This is a genomic window from Actinocorallia libanotica (assembly GCF_039525175.1).
Classification (GTDB): Bacteria; Actinomycetota; Actinomycetes; order Streptosporangiales; family Streptosporangiaceae; genus Actinocorallia; species Actinocorallia libanotica.
Genome location: NZ_BAAAHH010000048.1, coordinates 25,826 through 44,523 on the forward strand (window position 1 = coordinate 25,826; position 18,698 = coordinate 44,523).

20 protein-coding genes and 1 tRNA gene are annotated in these 18,698 nt (G+C 70.0%); 13 read left to right on the forward strand and 8 right to left on the reverse strand.

Annotated elements, in window-relative coordinates; all coding sequences use genetic code 11:
• Positions 1-56 precede the first annotated feature (56 nt).
• Positions 57-1,511, forward strand: a complete 1,455-nt coding sequence (gene mycP / locus ABD140_RS35195) for a type VII secretion-associated serine protease mycosin (RefSeq protein WP_344246452.1) — start codon at positions 57-59, stop codon at positions 1,509-1,511.
• On the opposite strand, the gene ABD140_RS35200 is transcribed toward mycP, so the two are convergent.
• Positions 1,490-2,146 (reverse strand): hypothetical protein, encoded by a 657-nt coding sequence (locus ABD140_RS35200; RefSeq protein WP_344246454.1) that lies wholly within the window; start codon positions 2,144-2,146, stop codon positions 1,490-1,492. The two genes, mycP and ABD140_RS35200, sit on opposite strands and share 22 nt — an antisense overlap.
• A 121-nt stretch (positions 2,147-2,267) precedes the next feature.
• Entirely contained in the window at positions 2,268-2,615 is a 348-nt protein-coding gene (locus ABD140_RS35205) for a hypothetical protein (RefSeq protein WP_344246456.1), read from the reverse strand.
• Between the two features lie 582 nt (positions 2,616-3,197).
• Here ABD140_RS35205 and ABD140_RS35210 point away from each other — a divergent pair.
• A complete protein-coding gene (locus ABD140_RS35210) occupies positions 3,198-3,539 on the forward strand; it encodes a YciI family protein (protein ID WP_344246492.1) in 342 nt (113 codons plus the stop codon).
• A gap of 4 nt (positions 3,540-3,543) precedes the next feature.
• Complete coding sequence (locus tag ABD140_RS35215; protein WP_344246459.1) at positions 3,544-4,779, forward strand: RNA polymerase sigma factor; 1,236 nt, start codon at positions 3,544-3,546, stop codon at positions 4,777-4,779.
• Positions 4,780-4,807: 28 nt separating this feature from the next.
• Here the strand turns inward: ABD140_RS35215 and ABD140_RS35220 are convergent, their stop codons facing one another.
• Positions 4,808-5,401, reverse strand: coding sequence for a TetR/AcrR family transcriptional regulator (locus ABD140_RS35220; protein ID WP_344246461.1), 594 nt, complete (start codon positions 5,399-5,401; stop codon positions 4,808-4,810).
• Positions 5,402-5,498: 97 nt separating this feature from the next.
• Here ABD140_RS35220 and ABD140_RS35225 point away from each other — a divergent pair, with 97 nt between their 5' ends.
• Positions 5,499-6,314: an acyl-CoA thioesterase gene (locus ABD140_RS35225; RefSeq protein WP_344246463.1), complete on the forward strand. Its 816-nt coding sequence runs from the start codon at positions 5,499-5,501 to the stop codon at positions 6,312-6,314.
• 206 nt (positions 6,315-6,520) lie between these two features.
• On the opposite strand, the gene ABD140_RS35230 is transcribed toward ABD140_RS35225, so the two are convergent.
• Both ABD140_RS35230 and ABD140_RS35235 read right to left on the reverse strand, forming a co-directional pair.
• Positions 6,521-6,856 (reverse strand): hypothetical protein, encoded by a 336-nt coding sequence (locus ABD140_RS35230; protein ID WP_344246465.1) that lies wholly within the window; start codon positions 6,854-6,856, stop codon positions 6,521-6,523.
• 139 nt (positions 6,857-6,995) lie between these two features.
• Positions 6,996-7,562: an LURP-one-related/scramblase family protein gene (locus ABD140_RS35235; RefSeq protein WP_344246467.1), complete on the reverse strand. Its 567-nt coding sequence runs from the start codon at positions 7,560-7,562 to the stop codon at positions 6,996-6,998.
• A 235-nt stretch (positions 7,563-7,797) separates the two neighbouring features.
• Between ABD140_RS35235 and ABD140_RS35240 the strand changes: the two genes are divergently transcribed.
• The 7 genes from ABD140_RS35240 (at position 7,798) to ABD140_RS35270 (ending at position 15,157) form a co-directional block, all read left to right on the forward strand.
• On the forward strand, positions 7,798-8,199 hold the full coding sequence (locus tag ABD140_RS35240; protein ID WP_344246470.1) for an SHOCT domain-containing protein: 402 nt from the start codon (positions 7,798-7,800) through the stop codon (positions 8,197-8,199).
• 78 nt (positions 8,200-8,277) lie between these two features.
• Entirely contained in the window at positions 8,278-9,888 is a 1,611-nt protein-coding gene (locus tag ABD140_RS35245; RefSeq protein ID WP_344246472.1) for an MFS transporter, read from the forward strand.
• 80 nt (positions 9,889-9,968) lie between these two features.
• Positions 9,969-10,307 (forward strand): PadR family transcriptional regulator, encoded by a 339-nt coding sequence (locus tag ABD140_RS35250; protein ID WP_344246474.1) that lies wholly within the window; start codon positions 9,969-9,971, stop codon positions 10,305-10,307.
• On the forward strand, positions 10,304-11,239 hold the full coding sequence (locus ABD140_RS35255; protein ID WP_344246476.1) for an HAAS signaling domain-containing protein: 936 nt from the start codon (positions 10,304-10,306) through the stop codon (positions 11,237-11,239). The genes ABD140_RS35250 and ABD140_RS35255 overlap by 4 nt, the downstream gene beginning before the upstream one ends.
• Before the next feature lie 869 nt (positions 11,240-12,108).
• The gene (locus ABD140_RS35260; protein ID WP_344246494.1) at positions 12,109-12,621 is read left to right on the forward strand and encodes a PadR family transcriptional regulator; all 513 of its coding nucleotides are present in this window, start codon (positions 12,109-12,111) and stop codon (positions 12,619-12,621) included.
• Positions 12,618-13,358, forward strand: coding sequence for an ABC transporter ATP-binding protein (locus ABD140_RS35265; RefSeq protein WP_344246478.1), 741 nt, complete (start codon positions 12,618-12,620; stop codon positions 13,356-13,358). Before ABD140_RS35260 ends, ABD140_RS35265 begins: the two co-directional genes overlap by 4 nt.
• Positions 13,359-13,363: 5 nt before the next feature.
• Positions 13,364-15,157, forward strand: coding sequence for an ABC transporter permease (locus tag ABD140_RS35270; RefSeq protein WP_344246480.1), 1,794 nt, complete (start codon positions 13,364-13,366; stop codon positions 15,155-15,157).
• 61 nt (positions 15,158-15,218) lie between these two features.
• Here the strand turns inward: ABD140_RS35270 and ABD140_RS35275 are convergent, their stop codons facing one another.
• Positions 15,219-15,647 carry a hypothetical protein gene (locus ABD140_RS35275; RefSeq protein ID WP_344246482.1) on the reverse strand — a complete coding sequence of 143 codons (429 nt, stop codon included), beginning with the start codon at positions 15,645-15,647 and terminating at the stop codon, positions 15,219-15,221.
• Positions 15,648-16,072: 425 nt separating this feature from the next.
• Positions 16,073-16,148: transfer RNA gene (locus ABD140_RS35280), tRNA-Thr, on the reverse strand.
• Between the two features lie 89 nt (positions 16,149-16,237).
• On the opposite strand from ABD140_RS35280, the gene ABD140_RS35285 reads away from it, so the two are divergent.
• Both ABD140_RS35285 and ABD140_RS35290 read left to right on the forward strand, forming a co-directional pair.
• Positions 16,238-16,591 (forward strand): hypothetical protein, encoded by a 354-nt coding sequence (locus ABD140_RS35285; RefSeq protein WP_344246484.1) that lies wholly within the window; start codon positions 16,238-16,240, stop codon positions 16,589-16,591.
• Between the two features lie 276 nt (positions 16,592-16,867).
• Entirely contained in the window at positions 16,868-17,353 is a 486-nt protein-coding gene (locus tag ABD140_RS35290; protein ID WP_344246486.1) for a hypothetical protein, read from the forward strand.
• A gap of 203 nt (positions 17,354-17,556) precedes the next feature.
• Here the strand turns inward: ABD140_RS35290 and ABD140_RS35295 are convergent.
• The coding region (locus ABD140_RS35295; RefSeq protein ID WP_344246488.1) for a hypothetical protein at positions 17,557-18,698 on the reverse strand (1,142 nt) is incomplete at its 5' end.

Here is an 18,698-nt window from a genome sequence, read left to right on the forward strand (position 1 = left end):
GGAGCGCCCGCGGCGCATGGCACAATGTCCCATCGACGATGAATGAGGAGGACCGCATGCGGGCGCGCGCGGCACTGCCCATCCTCGCACTGCTCGTCGGCACCCCCGGGGTCCTGGTGCCCGCGGCCGCCCACGCCGACCAGATCCGCGACATGCAGTGGATCCACCAGAACCTCCGCATCGCCAAGGCGTGGAAGTTCTCGCGGGGCGCCGGCGTGACCGTCGCGGTCCTGGACACCGGGGTCGACCCCACCCACCCCGACCTCAAGGGCAGGGTCGTCACCGGGCCCGACTACACCGGGCGCAGCACCCCGACGAGCAGCAAGTACTGGGCGCTGCACGGCACCGCGATGGCCGGCATCATCGCCGGGCGCGGCCACGGGGCGAACCGCGGCGACGGCGTCATGGGCGTCGCGCCCGGCGCGAAGATCCTCTCCCTCAAGGTGACCTGGGAGAACAAGGACCCGGCCCGCGAGAAGAAGAAGTTCCTGGACCTCAACAAGGACGCGATGGCCAAGGGCATCCGCCACGCCGTCGACAACGGCGCCAAGGTCATCAACATGTCCCTCGGCGGCGGCAAGGCCGACTACACCGGCAGCCGGACCGAGCAGGAGGCCATCGACTACGCCGCCTCCAAGGGCGTCGTCGTCATCGCGTCCATGGGCAACGACGGGGCCGAGGAGAACCGCCGCAACTTCCCCGCCGCCTACGACAACGTCATCGCCGTGGGCGCGGTCGACAAGTCGTTCAAGCACTGGAAGTCCAGCAACCACAACGCGTGGATCTCCGTGGCGGCGCCCGGCGTCGGCATCGTCACCACCCAGCCGGACAACTCCTACGCCACCGACGACGGCACCAGCGCCTCCGCCGCCATCGTCACCGGCGTCGCCGCGCTCATCCGCTCCCGCTACCCCGGCCTGACGCCCGCCCAGGTGAAGGAGGCGCTGGAGCGCGGCACCACCCACAAGCCCGCCTCCGGCCGCGACGACCTGGTCGGCGCGGGCGTGGTGAACGCCTGGAAGGCGCTCACCGCCGCCCACCGCATCGCCGTCAAGGCGGACTCGGTGATCCTGTCGCCCGCCGAGCAGGCGGCCACCGACCCGACCGCCGACCCCCCGCCCTTGCCCGCGCGGACCGCACCGAACGCCTCCGTCACCAAGGCCGGGACCGCCGACGACGACGCCGCCGAGCACGATGAGGGCTTCTCCGGCTTCGTCATCATCGTCCTCGCCAGCGGGACCATCCTGGTCACCGCCGGCCTCGGCCTGGCCTGGCGTTCGCGCCGCAAGGCCCGCCAGGACGGCTCCGACGACGAGCAGGTGGGCGCCCTCATGGGCCTCGACGACCCTTCGCCCTCCGCTTCGGCGTCCGTCTCGGTGCCCGCCCCGGCGGGGCCTTCGGCGGCCGCGGTGTCCGCCTCCCCCTCCGAGGAGTCCCGGCCGTCCGTCCCCACTCCCGCGATCCCGGAAGCCGACCCGCACGACGAGTCCTACCGCCCGCCGTGGGCCTGACCGGCCGCGAAGATCTGCTCCAGCACCGCCGCGCAGAACAGCCCCGACCCGGCCGCCTGCCGTTCGCACTCCCACCCGACGAACTCCGACAACGCGTTCTCCACGGGGCGCGGCCGGACGTTCCGCGGCCCTGCCGACGGCCCCGCCCGGAAACCCCGCCGATGTTCGCCCGCCCGCACCCACCGAGCGGCCCGCGCCTTCGAACGCCGGGCGGGACGCGCCCTTCGCGCCGGCTCCGCCCCATGCCGCCGTCCGACGCGCTTGGCGGGCTCCGCCGCCCGTCCCGGCGCCGCCCCGCCCCGCCGGGGCGCCTCCTCGGCGGCCGTCCTCGCCCCCTCACCCGTCTTCCGCACCCAGGCGACCGGCACCCGCTGCTCCTCCGGCTCACCCGACGTCTCCGGGCCTCCGGCCGGTTCCGGCCCTCCGAGCGGCTCGGACTCCCGTCCCTCCTCGGCCCCGCCGAGTCCGGCGACCGCCGTCCCGTTCCCCGCCGGCGCCGCTCCGACCACCGCCGGCGCGCCCTTCTCCTCCTCGCCCCGCTCGGCGAGCACCGCCCAGCCCATCCCCGCCACCACCACCCCGGCGAGCATCACGGTCCCCCATCCGGGCCCGTCCCACCGCGGCCGCAACGGCACACTCCGGTAATCCCCCATCGGCGGCATCCACTCCACGTCTCCGGTCCTTTCAGACGCCCTCTCGAAGCCGCCCACATCTAACGCGGACCCCGCCGCCTCCCGCCCCCCGCTTATGCCCTACTCATGCCGACGATCTATCGAACCCGGACCCGACACGCCGCCGCCCCGACGCTCCCTTGACGTTCCCGTCCCACCGCGGAGGCCAGTCCACATACGGCAGCCCCGCCACCCGCCAGCAGATCCGCACCGTGAAGACCCAGTTCACCATCGGAAGGAAACAGAACAGAACATCCCGCTTCCGGTAACCCACCGCCCTCACGACGGGCAGCAGAAGGAGCGCCGGGAAGGCCCAGGGAAGCAGTGTCAAAGTGTCTGACAGCAGGTAGTTCCCTGAGAAATAATCGCGCTCTCGCAGAAAGTCCGAAAGCAGGCCGTACGCCCACGCCGCGGGCGCCCAGAGCACCACCATCCCCAGAATCGTCAGCCCGTGCCGGAACACCGGCCTGCGCGGGCGTGTCTCCGACCCGGACGTCCGATGCGGTGACATTGTCATGACCTCCCGGTGCGAGCACGTGCCCCACCAGGACACGCACCTTCTCCCCCTCCCGACCCCCGATGCGGCGAGCATCCCATGCCACGCCCGCATCGTCCCAGCTCAACCCAATAACGATGCCTTTTCCCGCAGTTCTCCAGAGCCACCGAAAGCCACGCGTCTCCCAGATCCCTCGCCCTTCTCTCCCGTGTCCGACTATCCACAACTCCATCCACAGCTGTGGATAAGTCCGTCGGTGAGCCGCCCTTCCTGTGGACTCCGCCATGTCGGAAGTGGAGCCCTTCCTTCCCGAGCGGAATTCTCCTCCCGGCGGCCCCGACGTCCGGGAGGCCGGGAAAGGGGGAGGTTCTCCCGAGCGCGCCGGACGTATCCTGGGCCGTCCCGGGGCGGCGCCGGAAAAAAGTCGGAGGGCGTTGTCGATCCGGACGCACCCCGTGCGTCGTCATGGTGTGCGGCGCCGTGCCGCACGGAACGATGGGAGTGCGAACCGTGAAGTACATGCTGCTGATCCAGGCGGGTGCGGTCGACGCGGAGGGCGGCGCCGAGGGCTGCGACGTCCAGGACTGGATGGAATACGACAAGTCTGTACAGGACGCCGGGATCTACGTGTCGGGGGAGTCGCTGGCGGACCTCGTGTCGGCCACCACCGTGCGGGTCGGCGCCGACGGTGAGCGGACCGTCGTCGACGGGCCGTTCGCCGAGACGCGCGAGGTGCTCGGCGGCTTCTACGTCATCGACGTCCCCGACCTGGACGCCGCGCTGGACTGGGCGGCCCGCTGCCCCGGCTCGCGCGGCGGCGGCAGCGTCGTGGTCCGCCCGGTCGCCGACTTCGGGGCCTGAGGCCATGGGCGGGGAGGCGGCCGGAGCCGTCGCCGCGGTCTTCCGCGAGGAGCACGGCCGCCTCCTCGCCGTCCTCGTCCGCCGCTTCGGCGACCTCGACCTCGCCGAGGAGGCGGCCTCCGAGGCGCTCGAAGCGGCGCTGGTGCACTGGCCCGTGCGGGGCGTCCCCGACCGGCCCGGCGCCTGGCTGCTGACGACGGCCCGCCGCAAGGCCGTCGACCGGCTGCGCCGCGACCAGGCGTACGCGGCGCGGCTGGCCGTCCTGCAGGCCGAGACCGACCGCGCCGCCCCGCCCGCCGTGGACGAGGGCGCCGACATCCCCGACGAGCGCCTGCGGCTGTTCTTCACCTGCGCCCACCCGGCCCTGCCCGCGGAGGCGCGCGGCGCCCTGATGCTGCGCTGCCTGGCGGGCCTGACGACCCCTGAGGCGGCCCGCGCCCACCTCGTCCCCCAGGCGACGATGGCGCAGCGCGTCGTGCGCGCGAAGAAGAAGATCCGCGAAGCCCGGATCCCCTTCCGCGTCCCCGAGCCCCACGAGCTGCCCGCCCGCCTCCCGGGCGTCCTCCAGACCCTCTACTCCCTGTTCACCGAGGGCTACGCCGCCAGCTCCGGCCCCGACCTCCAGCGTCCCGACCTGGCCGAGGAGGCCATCCGCCTCACCCGCGTGCTGCGCCGCCTCCTCCCCGCCGAACGCGAGACGACCGGCCTCCTGGCCCTGATGCTCCTGACCCACGCCCGCCGCGCCGCCCGCACCGCCCCGGACGGCGGCCTCGTCCTGCTGGAGGACCAGGACCGCACCCTCTGGGACCGCGCCCTCATCGAGGAGGCGCTCCCCCTCCTGCCCCCGGCCCTCGCGGGCGGCCCGGCCGGCCCCTACGCCGTCCAGGCCGCGATCGCCGCCCTGCACGCCGAGGCCCCCACCTTCGCCACCACCGACTGGCCCCAGATCGTCGCCCTCTACGACGTCCTCTCCGCCCTCGCCCCGTCCCCGCTGGTCGCCCTGAACCGCGCCGCCGCCCTGGCCATGCGCGACGGGCCCGGACCCGCCCTGCTCCTCCTGGACGCCCTGGGCGCCGAGCTCCACGCCCACCACCCGTACCATGCGGCCCGCGCCGACCTCCTCGCCCGGCTGGACCGCCGCGCCGAGGCCGCGGACGCCTACCGCCGGGCGCTCGCCCTGGCCGGGACCGACCCCGAACGCGCCCATCTGCGGCGGAGGCTGCACGCCGTCGACCCCTGACGGCGGGCCTCCCGCGTTCCGGACGCGGTCAGCGCCCGTCCCCCGGCCGCGCGGTCACCGAGCGGCACAGGGCGCTCAGCTCCTCGACCGCCTCGTCGAGCGGGGCCGAGGAGCGCCGGGCCTGGGCGACGATGAGCGCGCCTTCGAGGCCGCCGACGACGAGCATCGCGACGGAGCGCGCCCTCCCCCGTTCGGCCCCGTCCGCGACGAGCCTGTCGGCGATCATGCCGCGCCAGTTCTCGAACGCCGCGCCCGCCACGTCGCGGGCGGCGCGTTCGGTGCCCAGGGCCGCCGCGACGATCGGGCAGCCGACCGTGTGGTCGCCCTCCTCCAGGCCGCGCCGCCACAGGTCGGCCAGCGCGCGCAGGGCGCCCGGCGTGTCCGAGGCCGCGAGCACCCCGGCCACCCCGGCGTCCAGGTACTCGGCGGCGCTGCGGGTGGCCTCCTCGACGAGCTGGGACTTGCCGCCGGGGAAGTGGTGGTAGACCGAGCCGCGCGGCGCGCCGCTGTCGGCCAGCACGTCCGCGAACGAGGTGGCGGCGACACCGCGCCGGCGGATCAGCGCGATCGCGCTGCGGATCATCGCCTTGCGCGGCCCGTTCGGATCCGGCTTCCTGCCCATCCCGCCCCTTTCCGCTCCCACTTTCTTATGTAGAGTGACATACATATTCTCTGCCCGCACCGGAATCCGGCGCCGACCTTCCCGAGGAGACCCCAGCGTGTCCGAAGCCCTCCCGCACCCGTTCGACGCGGCCGTCGCCCTCACCCCCGCCGCCGACGGCCGCCTGCTCGGCCGCACCCACCCGGACTACGCGAACATGGTCGGCCCCTTCGGCGGAGTCACCGCCGCCGCCCTCCTCCAGGCCGTCCTCCAGCACCCCGACCGCCTCGGCGACCCGCTCTCCCTCACGGTCAACTACGCGGGCCCCGTCGCCGACGGCGAGTTCGAGATCACCGCCCGGCCCGCACGCACCAACCGCACCAACCAGCACTGGATCCTCGAACTGGTCCAGGACGGCACCGTCGCCACCACCGCCACCGCCGTCTTCGGCACCCGCCGCGAGACCTGGTCCGACACCGAGACCGCCATGCCGCAGGTCCCCGCCCCCGAAGACGTCCCCGCCTCGGACTTCCCCGAGTTCATCCGCTGGGCCCACAACTACGAGATGCGCTTCGTCGAGGGCCCCATCCCCCAGGACGACGACGACAAGACCCCCGACTCCACCTCCACCCTGTGGATGCGCGAAGCCCGCCCCCGCCCCCTCGACCACCTCGGCCTGACGTCCCTCTGCGACGCCTTCTACCCCCGCGTCTTCCTCCGCCAGGCCCGCTACATGGCCGCCGGCACCGTCTCCCTCACCATCTACTTCCACGCCGACGCGGCCGAGCTCCAGTCCCACCCCGACGGCTACGTCCTCGGCTCCGCCCGCGCCCACCGCTTCACCCGCGGCTACTTCGACCAGACCGCCCACCTCTGGTCCCGCACCGGCACCCTCCTCGCCACCACCCACCAGTGGGTCTACTTCAAGGACTGACCCGCCATCGGCCTTCCCCGGGGCGTTCGCCCCGGCCGATCACGGACCCGAGCCGGTACGCCCGAGCCACCGGCAAAGGCGCCTCGGTACCGCGAAGACGGCGAGACCGCCACCGCGATACCGGAACCGCGCCCCGGGCGGCCGTCCCGTGCCGGGTGCCGCCTGAACGCCGCCTGAACGCCGCCGCAGACGGCGGTGTCCTCAAGTCATGCGGTTTCGATGACGGCGGACCGCAGGTAGCCGATGCAGGTGGTGTACGAGGAGGAAGGTGTCGGGCCTGCGGTGGCCCACGCCCCCTCCAGCGTGCGGGTGGCGAAGGGCGCGACCATGGAGGTGCACCTGGCGACGGCGCGGTAGTAGCCCGAACCACCGGTGCACTGCGCCGTTGTGAGCAGCTTGGGAAGGGTCGTGCCGATGTTCCTGGTGGTGATCGTGCAACCGGTCGGTTCCGCGTGAGCGGGGGCGGCCGTCCCGACCACCGCGGCAGGGGCGGCGAGGGCCGCGGCCAGGACGACGGCTCTGATCTTCGTGCGAGCGCTCATGAGGTTCTCCTTCACCACGCGGGACGGTCCCGGCGGTGCTCTCATGGTCGAGGTGGCGCCGTCCCGGAAGCTTGAGACCGATGTCCTTCGTTCGGGGCGATTCCTCAGGACATGGACCAGGACAGGAGGCCCGCCGCGATCAGCGGTCGGCGTGGCTGGTCGCGTCGATGCACACGGCGATGGCCAGGAGCAGGGGGACGTCCTCTCCGGAGGAGATCGAGATGCCGTAGGTGTCGCGGGCGCGGATCCATCGTTTGGAGACCCTGGCGATGTCGACGCCGTTCCGGCTGATCGCGTAGTCGTGGTCGACGATGTTTCCGCGGACGTGCAGTTCCTCTCCTCCGGCGACGTCCACGGTGAACCGGTCGCGGAATTTGATCAGCGCCTTGCTCAGGGTCGCGACGGTCTCCCCGTCGCGCTCGATGACGAAGGTCTGCCGCAGCCGGAGGATCTTGCTGTGGATGTCGAGCAGTTCACGGCCGCCGGCGTCTTCCAGCCTGAACGTCCTGCGCAGCCGCAGGGCCTTGCCGTTGATGCGGAAGACGCGCTGCCCCACGCCGTTCTCGATCCAGAAGTCATCGCCGAACGAGAGCATCTTCTGCTGCATCTGGTAGGTCTCGGTGACCACCGGAGTGGTACCGGACTTGCGGTCGAACATCTCGTCCTCCTCCTCGTCGACACCAGCGCAGAGGCCTTTCCCCACCACCAAGACCACTATTCCCCCGCAAGCCCCCACATAAATAAGCTAAATGGTCAATTCACGACCAAAGCTCCCAGCATCTCCACGACCCCTCCAACACCAGGCCAAGCCGAGGCAGGGACCGCGCAAGGCGACCGCACCCCGGACCGTCCAAGAAAGATCGGAATCTACGCAATAACGAAAGAAAGATGACCACCAAAAAGTTCCGCAATAATCCCTGCATGAGATATGAATTTATCTTATGGACGATTATCCGTTTCTCAGCATCTTCTGGACGATGTTCGTCTTCTTCGCGTGGATCATCTGGCTGATCATCCTCTTCCGGGTCTTCGCCGACATCTTCCGCAGCCACGACCTCGGCGGCTGGGGCAAGGCGGGCTGGACGCTCCTGGTGATCGTGCTGCCCTTCCTGGGCGTCCTCGTCTACCTCCTCGCCCGCGGGGGCGGCATGGCCGACCGCGAGATGGAGCGGGAGCGGCGCGTCGCCCTCCAGACCTATACGCGCCACCTCGCGGCGGAGAGGGCGGAGAGTCCGCCTTCGAACCACGCCGACGCGCTGGCCACGCTCGTGGACCTCAAGAACCGCCACGAGATCACGGAGGAGGAGTACCAGCGGGCCAAGGAGCAGGTGCTCGCGGCCTGAGCGGGAACTGCCACGGCGGCCCCGTCGGCGGCTCCCCCTCCGGGAGCCCCTCGGGGAAGGCCGGTCGGGGGAGGCGAGATGGGCCGGTGGAAGCCGCTGGTCGTGCTGGGGACCGCCCAGTTCCTGATGGTGCTGGACACCTCGGTGATGAACGTGTCGATCAGCCGGCTGGTCGAGGACTTCGACACCGAGGTCACCGCGATCCAGGCGGTCATCACCCTGTACTCCCTGGTCATGGCCGCTTTCATGATCACCGGAGGCAGGCTCGGCGACATGTTCGGCCGGCGCCGCCTGTTCGGCGCCGGCCTGGTCGTGTACGGCGTGGGATCCGCGCTGACCGCGGCCGCGCCCACCCTGTGGATGCTGGCCCTCGGCTGGTCGGTCGTCGAGGGCCTCGGCGCGGCGATGGTCCTGCCCGCCCTCGCCGCCCTGGTGGCCGGCGCCTACCGGGGGCGGGACCGCGTCGTCGCCTACGGCGTCATCGGCGGACTGGCCGGGGCGGGCATCGCGGTCGGCCCGCTGCTCGGCGGATGGCTGACCTCCTACCTGACCTGGCGGCTGGTCTTCGTCGGCGAGGTCGTCCTCGTCGTCGCCATGCTGGCGGTGCTGCGCTGGATCGAGCGGGATCCGCCCTCCGGCCGGCGCGCGTCCTTCGACGCCGTCGGCGCGGCCCTGTCGGCGGCCGGGCTGGCACTGGTCGTCCTGGGCATCCTGCAGAGCAGTTCCTGGGGTCTCCTCCGGCCGCGCAACTCACCGGTCACGGTCTTCGGGTTCTCGCTCACGGTGTTCGTGATCGGGGCGGGGGTCCTTCTGCTGTGGGGTTTCCGAGCCTGGGAACGGCACCGCGAGGAGCACGGCCGCGATCCGCTCATCCACTTCGCGCTCTTCGACGTCACGCCTCTGCGCTCGGGGCTCGCGGTGCTGCTCGGCCAGAACACCATCCTCCTCGGCCTGTTCTTCGCCATCCCGCTCTACCTCCAGGTCGTCCAGGGCCTGGACGCGTTCCAGACGGGTCTGCGTCTGCTCCCCGTGTCGGTCACCATGCTGCTGGCATCGTTGAGCGGTCCCTTGCTGTCCCGCATCGCCGCGCCCCGAACCGTCGTCCGGTCCGGATTCGCGGTCCTGCTCGTCGCGATCCTGTGGCTGCTCACCACCATCGACCCCCGGATCGACGACCTCTCCTTCCTCATGGCGATGGCGGTGCTCGGCCTGGGCATGGGCCTGCTCGCCTCCCAACTGGGCAACGTCGTGCAGTCCAGCGTCGGAGAAAGGGACCGCAGCGAGGCCGGCAGCCTCCAGTACACCTCTCAGAACCTGGGCTCGGCGCTCGGCACGGCGTTCATGGGCGCCCTGGTCATCAGCGCCCTGGCCGCCGCGCTCACCCAACGGATCACCGACGACCCCCGGGTGTCGGCCGCCGTCAAGGAGCAGGCGGGAGTCTCCCTGCAATCCGGCGTCTCCTTCGTGCCCTCCAACGAGGTACGCGTCGCCCTCGCCGAGGCCGGAATCCCGCCGGGCGAAGCCGACGCCCTCGTGGAGCAGTACTCCTCAGCCCAGCTCACCGGCCTCAAAACCGCCATCCTCGGCGCCGGAGGCATCGCCGTCCTCGGCCTCATGTTCACCCGCGGCCTCCCTTCCCGCCGCCCGGAGGAACCGGCGCCCGGCCACACGGGCGCGGACCGCCCGTAAGACACCCGCGCCACCAGGGAAGAGCACTCGAGTCATTGGGCAGTGGACATTAGTGTGCGGCGCACACTATGGTGTCTGACATGTCCCCAGAGGAACTGATCCGGGCCCAGGCCCAGGAGCTGCGCCGCGGCACCGTCGTGCTGGCCTGCCTGGCGCTGCTCGAGGAGCCGCAGTACGGCTACGCGCTGCTGGAGACGCTCAACGATGCGGGTGTCTCCGTCGACGGCAACACCCTCTACCCGCTGCTGCGCCGGTTGGAGAAGCAGGAGCTGCTCACCAGCGAGTGGAACACCGACGAGTCCCGGCCGCGGAAGTTCTACCGGGTCAGCCCCGAAGGCTCCCGGGTGCGGGCGGGCCTGGTGGACGAATGGCACGACCTCGTCGCCTCGATCTCACGACTGACAGAAGAGAAGGCATGAACGCGAACACCTTGACCGAGCGCTATGTACACGAGGTCGTCCGGCGGATCCCCGCCGACCAGCGCGACGACGTCGCCGAGGAGCTGCGCGCCGTGATCGCCGACACCACCGAGGCGCGCGGTGCGACCGAGCACGAGGTGCTCACCGAGATGGGCGACCCGATCCGTCTCGCCGCCCGCTACGCCGACCGGCCGCTCGCCCTGATCGGCCCCGACCTCTACCCGGCGTACGCCCGGACGCTGAAGGTCCTGCTGGCCGGCGTGCTGCCGGTGGTCGTCGCCGCGTCCATGGCGGTCGACGTCCTCGACGGCGGCGACGTCGGCTCGGCGATCGGCGACGGCATCGGCGCGCTGCTCGCCGTCGGCGCCCAGATGATCGCCTGGCTCACCGTGGTCTTCGCCGTGGTGGAGCGCTCCCGCTCCCTCGACCGCCTGTTCCGCGGCACCGAGGGCTGGACCCCCGACGACCTGCCCGACGCCCCGCAGACGGAGAAGGCGGCGAGCGCCAGCACCCTGGCCTCCGCCGCGTTCAGCACGCTGCTGCTCGCGCTGATCATCTGGCAGCACGTCGCCGAGCCCTACCGCGCGGACGGCGACCACATGCCGATCCTCGACCCGGCCCTGTGGTCGGGCTGGATCTGGCCGATCCTCGCCGGCCTCGCCGGCACCGTCCTCTGCGAACTGGTCCGCGTCGCCGTGCGCCGCTGGACCGTCCCCCTCGCCACCGCCTACGCCGCCGCCGAGGCCCTCTTCGCCGCCTCCCTCATCTGGGTCCTCCACCAGCAGTCGCTCTTCAACCCCGACTTCCTCGCCACCGTCAACGACGGCAAGGGCTGGACCGTCCCCGACGAGTTCTACACCGCCACCATCCTGGTCGTCCTCGTCATCAGCGCCACCGAAGTCATCGGCTGCTTCCGCCAGACCCGCACCTGACCCGAGCCCCCGCCCCACCCCCTCCAGGACCCGCCCCCAGCGGGTCCTTCCGCTTTCTGCCGGATCGTCCGGGGAGCGCCCCGGAACGAACGGCTTCTGCGGCGATCCCCGCCTCATCGAGGGAACGGACGAGGAGGATCACCTCCGGCAGAGTCCCGGAGAAATCACCTTCCCTCACCTGCTGGAACAGCCGACGCGTGGTCTGGAGATCTCCCCCATAGACGGAACGAAGGACCTTCATCGTGACGGCGGCTCCGGCGCCCGCCGGGAGCACAAGCCTCACAGGCCCTGACGCCGAAAGCAGTCTGTCCCGCAACTCGGCCGGGACATCGTGGCCCGAGCCCCCGCATATCGCCACCTCTTGCCCGCAGTGCGGACAGCGCTGCTCGATATCCCACCGGAGCCGCCTGTCGACCAGGACCTGCGTTCCCCAGAACTCGGCGTCATTTCCACAGAAAGGGCACGGCGCCGCGTAGCCGACAGACGCGCGAACCATGCCGGAGTTGTTCAACGTCACCGATCCTCGGTCACCCGGCTACCGGGCACTTCATCCGACCACAACTCTAGGCGGCGATCCTCAAGCGGGCTCGAACGGTGGCGTAGAGGAACGAACCGGTCAACGCGCGGGACTCCTCGGGGCCCGGATGTACAGCGTCCTGTCGTCTGTGGAGACCGGCGGAGTGTTGGTGATGGAGTACGTGGGATCAGCGTGCGGCTTCGGTTCCATGGCCTGCGGCGAGGCGGCCGATCTCCCACAGATTGCGAGGAACGCCCGGTTCCGCAACCCGACCGGCTTTGACACCTCCACCAGCTAACCGCTATCCATTAGCTAACCGTTAGGGAGCTGCATGCAGGACGCGGTGCTGGCGATGCTCGCTAAGGAGCCGTCGCACGGATACCACTTGCGCGCGCGTTTGCGGCGGGCTCTCGGGCCGCTGGGAGAAGCGATGAACGCGGGCCAGGTCTATGTGACGCTGGGCCGGCTGGAGAAGGCGGGACTGGTCGTCTGCGAGCACGCCGAGGGACTGCCGGACCGGCCGGACCGCAAGGTGTACGCGCTGACGCCGGCCGGGCAGCAGCGGGTGGCGGCCTGGCTGGCGGAGGTGAACTGGCCGAAGCCGAACCTGGCGGAGTTCCACCTCAAACTCGCCGCCGCCGCCGCGGCCCGGCTCGCCGATCCGGTGGAGCTGGTGGACGCGCAGCGCCGGGAGCTGCTGCGGCGCCTGAGCGACGTCCAGCGCGCGGTGCTGGCCGAGCCGGACGACTCGACCGCCGGCCTGCTGCTGGAAGGCGTCGCGTTGCGGCTGCAGGCGGACCTGCGCTGGCTGGAGGCCTGCGAACGCGTCTGGTCGAAGCCCGGGAAGGGATCCGAGGGGTCATGAACGAGTTCGACGCCGTGCTGCGGGTCCGCGGACTGCGCAAGGAGCACGGCCAGGGGCAGGGCCGGGTCCGGGCGGTCGACGAGGTCCACCTGGACGTACCGGCGGGTCAGACGCTGGCGGTGACGGGGCCCAGCGGCTGCGGGAAGTCCACCCTGCTGCACCTGATGGGCGGCCTGGAGCGGCCCACCCGCGGGGAGGTGTGGCTGGCCGGGCAGCGGATCGACGGCCTGAGCGAGCGGGCGCTGGCCCGGTTGCGGCGCCGGTCGGTGGGCTTCGTCTTCCAGTCCTTCCACCTGGTCGAGGAGCTGTCCGCGGCGGAGAACGTGGAGCTGCCCGCGCTGCTGGCCGGCCGCTCACCGCGCGCCGCCAGACGCCGCGCGGCCGACCTGCTCGCACGGGTGGGACTCGCCGCCCGCGCCCGGCATCTGCCCTGGCAGCTGTCGGGAGGCCAGCGGCAGCGGGTGGCCATCGCCCGCGCCCTGGCCAACGAGCCGCTGGTCCTGCTGGCCGACGAGCCGACCGGGAACCTGGACACCGCGGCGACACGCGATGTGCTCCGGCTCTTCGTAGGACTGCGCGCCGCGGGCCAGACCGTCGTGATCGTCACGCATGACGAGCGGGTCGCGGCCACCGCGGACCGGCTGGTCTCGATGCGCGACGGCATGTTCGTCGACGACACCCGGCTGGCGGGACGCGGCACCGGGCGTCTCGACGGCCAGATCGAACTGGAGGGCTGAACGCCGTGGGCCGCATCCTGCTGGTGTTCCGCCTCGTCCTGGCCGACGTGCGACGGCATCCCGGCCAGGCCGCGATGCTCCTCTTCGCGATCACCGCCGCCACCGCCGCGCTGAGCCTGGGCGCGTCGCTGGGCGGGGCGACCGACGCCCTGTACCGGCAGACACGCGCGGCCACCGCCGGACCGGACGTGGTCGCGTTCTCCCCCGGCGCCGACCGGAACATGATCACGGTCTTGGAGTCCTTGGAGCACGCGCCCGAGGTCGTCGCGCACAGCGGCCCCCACCGCCAGTACTACACGAAGCTCACGGCGCACGGCTCCACGGGAGCCGCGGTGGTGCAGGCCGCCGGCACGGCGCCCGGCCCCGTCGACCGTCCGCTGGTGACCTCGGGCACCTGGGTGCGCGCCGGAGGCGCCGTCGTCGAACGCGGCTTCGCCACCGCCCTGGACGTCCGCGTCGGCGACCGCGTCACCGTCGCCGGCCGTTCGCTTCCCGTCGTCGGTATCGCCGTGACCGCGGCCCGCTCGGTCTATCCGTGGTCGTTGGGAATCGGTCCGGGCGGCGGCCCGAGCGACGGCGGCGGCCTGGTCTGGCTGGCCGAACAGGACACCCGGGCGCTCGCGTCGTCCAACACCCCGGTGACCTCCTTCATCAACCTGAGGCTGCGGGACCCCGACGCGGCCCGAGAACTGACGCAGCACGGCCCCGCCATGGCCCCGGCGTTCACCGACGCCCGGGTGAGCTTCAGAACCTGGCAGGAGATAGCCGAGCAGGACTCGCGCATGCTCAAGGGAAGCCAGCCGATCCTGGTCATCGGCAGCTGGCTCCTCGGCTTCCTGGCCATCGGCGGCGTGGCCACGCTGGCCGCAGGCCGCGCCGCCAAGCAGACCCGCCGGGTGGGACTGCTCAAGGCGGTCGGCGCCACCCCCGGCCTCATCGCCACCGTGCTGTTCGCCGAATACCTGACCCTGGCGCTTCTCGCCGACGCGCTGGGCCTGGTCGCCGCCCGTCTGATCGAGCCCTCCGTCGTCAACCCCAGCGCCGGCCTGCTCACCGCCGCCACCGGACCGACCGGCAACACCATCGCCCTCACGACCATCGTCGCCCTGGCCGTCGCCGGCCTCACCACCCTCGGCCCGACCCTGCGCGCCGTCCGCACCGAAACCGTCACCGCGCTCGCCGACAGCGCCTACCGCCCCCAGCACCGGGCCCACCTGACCAGGCTGTCCGCGCTGCTCCCGACCCCCCTCCTCCTCGGCCTGCGCCTCATCGCCCGCCGCCCCGGCCGCGCCGTCCTGCACGCCTGCACCACCGCCACCACGCTGACCATGGTCACAGGCCTCATGGTCATCTACGCCCAGCCCGCGAAGGGCTACCCGGGCTCCCCCATGGCGAACGACCTGCGAGTCGCCCAAGAACACCACGTGATCCTGGCCGTCACCGCCGTGCTCATCGCCCTGGCCGCCGTCAACACCATCACCCTCACCTGGACCACCGCCCAGGAAGCCCGCCCCACCATGGCCATCGCCCGCACCCTGGGCGCCACCCCCGGCCAGATCACCGCCGGCCTGTCCACCGCCCAACTCCTGCCGACCCTCCCCGGCGCCCTCGCCGGCATCCCTTTGGGTCTCCTCCTGTGCCTCCCCTTCAGCGGCGCGAACACCACCTGGCCCCCTTTGTGGACCCTGCTCACCGCCGCCCTGGCCGCCCTCCCCGCAACAGCCGCCCTCACCGCCGTCCCCGCCCGCCTCGCCGCCCGCCACTCCGTAGCCCGAACCCTCACCACCGAAGCGAAGTGAACGTCCTCTCCTCTACCTGTTCACCAACAAGGTCAAGACCGACCGCTGAGCCCCAGGACGATCATGAGGAGATCAGAACCGCCAGGGGAAGGATCAACCCGCCGATCCCCAGAACGACGAAAACGAGAAGGGCGACGTACTCCGCCGCATAGGAATGGTCACGGGCGAAGTCCGCACGCCCGGGGTCCGCGGGATCGTACCTGATGCGTATCTCACGGCCCGAGTCGAGAAACGACCCTCTGGTGAGGAGCCTGGCCACGGCCTCTTCACCTTCCACCGTGGTGAACCCGATGTGGGCGATGACCATCCCGTTCGTACCCCGGCTCACCCTCCGGCTGACGACCCACCCCGGTTCGGGTGCGATCACGGCGACACGGTCCAGACGCTTCGCACGCAGAATCTCCCACGCCACGAGCAAGGACCCACCCAGAAAGCCCAAACCAGGCATCCCCATAAGAACCAGGACGAGGATTCCGTTCCCCAAGCTCATCGACGCAGTGAATCCATACATGGGCCGAAGCTAGAAGAGGACCCCTCCCTCCCAGAAGAGACACATGTCCCGGCAGGGAAGGACAACCAGGCCGGACGCGAGAAAGGTCACCGGCTGCGCGAACGCCGCCACCAGCGAAGGCAGACCAAGAAGCCCCACGACCGCAAAGCCGCCCACTCTGGTACGCCCCACCTACTCGAACGGGGAAGAACAGAGATCCTTGGACGAGAAAGAACACCGGTCCCGGAAGGCGGGGAGCGGGAGGGGCGGAGCCCCTCGCCCGGGGTCTGGGGCAGAGCCCCAGAAAGCAGGGCCCCGAGCGTAGCGAGGGACCAAGGGCGCGGAGGGGCAGCGGCCGCTGTACTTGTCAGCCGTACGGCATGGCGAAGGGCCTGTCCGAACATCGGACAGGCCCTTCGAGCCGAGAGCCCCGTATCGGATTCGAACCGATGACCTGCTGGTTACAAGCAAGATCAGGGCTGTCCACGGCAGTCCAGGGCTTATCTCTGACCTGCTGTGCGAACGCCATCCGATCCATCGCCCCCCCCGTTGTCCAGGACCGTTGTTAGCAAGGCGTTAGCATCAGGCCGATGATCGAGGTCCATACCGATGGCTGGCTCTTCCGCGTCGTTGATCCCGCATTCGAGCTGGTGATCCCTCACTGGGAGGGGATGGACCCCGCGACGGCTCAAGAGGCCGACGCCACGATCTACCTCCCGGACGGCACCCGCCGCTACGCAACCTTCATGACTCTTGAGGGAATAGCGAAGATCATGTCCCGCTGGCAGGAGACCGGCGAGTGCCTCAACGGCCGCTACTTCTACTGCACCGACCTGGTCGTCATCAACGGCGCTGGCTTCAACGCCATGGCCGACGCCATCCGCGACCTGATCAGCACCGGCGATCTCGAGCATGCCTGCGGATTGCTTCCACCTGAGGACTGACGGATATCCGCTCGATCAACGCCGAAGAAATGATCTTGGAGACCGTCAGTATCCACCCTGGCTGAGACTTTGGTCTTCATCTTGGACCAGCGGTGGCAATCCCTACCAGCCCCTCTGTTTGACCAGTGGCACGGCAGGCGTGGAAGCCTCATCAGCCTCACAGAAAACAAATGCCACTACCTCGCGCAACTTTCTATTCGAGTGTTGCAGATGACGCAGCCATGTCGAGTGGCCTCGACTACCTTGGCCCGCGGTTACCATCCCGGGACGGAGAACATGGCGCAACGGCAGACCCTGACGGAGAAGAAACGAAACCGAATTATCGGATGGTGGAGCGCGATCGGACTGCTGTGCCTGGTCGGCTGGCAGCAGGGAAACCCGGCCCTGTGGGGACTGGCCATTCTGGTGTGGGGCTACTACCAGATGTTCGCCGTCCCGACTCTCTGCGGAGTGGAGACCAGTAGGGGCACTCCCTGCCGGTTCCGGGCCTATGGCCGCCTGATGGCCTGCACCCGTGAGCCATCCCACGACGTGGACAAACGCAACGTGCTCTTGCGCTTGATCGGTCTCGGACGCCCGCAACGCCCCATCACGGCACCAGCGGCTGGCCGCCCTCGCCGTGCAGGCTCCGCAGCAGCAATGCCCGCGCCGCCCTTTGAAGCAGCAAGCATCGAATCCAAGCAGCTCTTCTTGGCCATCGTGAGCATCGTGATAACGGCAATCGGAACCATCGCCACCATCATCCAGACAATGACCGCCTGACGACCCACCCATCTCAAGAGCAGCGAGCTTCCGCTTCGAGCTCGATCAGCCGACCTCCGCAACTTCGATGCGAAGCATCTTCGCCAAGATCCCCAGCAGCCTCCCTGTTCCCTTTAACCAGCCTCGCAGCTTCCTCCAAGTCCGGCAACGTTCACCCTCGTCCGCCTCGGTTGTCACCCAGTTAGACACTCACCCAAAGCCATCTAGTGGCGCGTTCGTCGTATCGCGTTCTTCTTCTCTCGCCAGAACCTGGCCATGACGTCGTCGTCGACTGTCAGCTTCAGGACCAGGTTCAAGGCGACGGGTGGGGACTGCGCTTCCCTCTTCGCGAGTGCAGCGGGGATCCGGTCCGTCGATTCAACGGCGTGGTCGATAAAGGAGCGGATGTCTGCGATGGGACGCATGGCCACTTGAGCACCCCAGCGAGCCGCTTCTCGGAAGGCGGGCGGGAAGACCGAACCGCGGATGTCGTTCGCCCATTCCATGAGGTCTTCATAGGTGGTGACGACCCTCTGGGCGAGACGTTCAATCTTTTCGGGATCGCCAGGTGCTCCCGGGGGGCCGAATGCGGGGAGTTGCGCCTCGGGTAGGAACGAGAGGTTCATGCCGTCAACGATCTGCAGGGCTCCTTCGGTAAAGTTCGTAAAGTAGTCGATAGCTCCCTCCCTGCCGTACTGTCTCCCTGTTCTTCTGCTGTACCCAGCCTGGAAGTCCTGCCAGCGAGGCTCGAGCGCCTGTTTTCCTTGCAGGAGCACGCCTGCATACAGCATGTACTCCCAAGCCGGAGGGGCCTGAGCGATGAGCGCACGCTGTTCCTCGGAGGAGCGCGGCACACGGTTCACCGGCTCATCGAGGAGCGGCTTGGACGCGGTCTCCAGCATCATCTTGATGTCATCGAGACGACGGAGCACATCATTGGCGACCATGTTCGGGAACTGGACACGCACGCTCTCGGTCGCGGTCAGAACACCAGCAAAGTACCTCGGCCCCAGCCAGCTGACGTCGATCCCAGCACTACGGCCGGCCTGGATCACCTCGGCGGCGATCGGCTCTGGGATCGGATAGTTAGAGAGAAACGTCCAGCAGACGACATCCCACCGGCCGGAATCTCTCAGTTTCACCGCCTTCTGCAGGTCACCCAACATCTTGGTGCGGATCTCCCGATCCAGACCGCGGTTCTGGATCCGCTTGAAGCAGTGTGCTGCGTACAGACGCTTCTGCGACTTCAGGTAGCCGTCGTTGCCACCATCCGCCCGGTCATCGTCAATCTGATGTGCCCTGCCGATTCCGGACAGCTTATTTGCGGTTAGTTCACGCCGCGAGCTGCCGTTCGAGGTACTCGTTG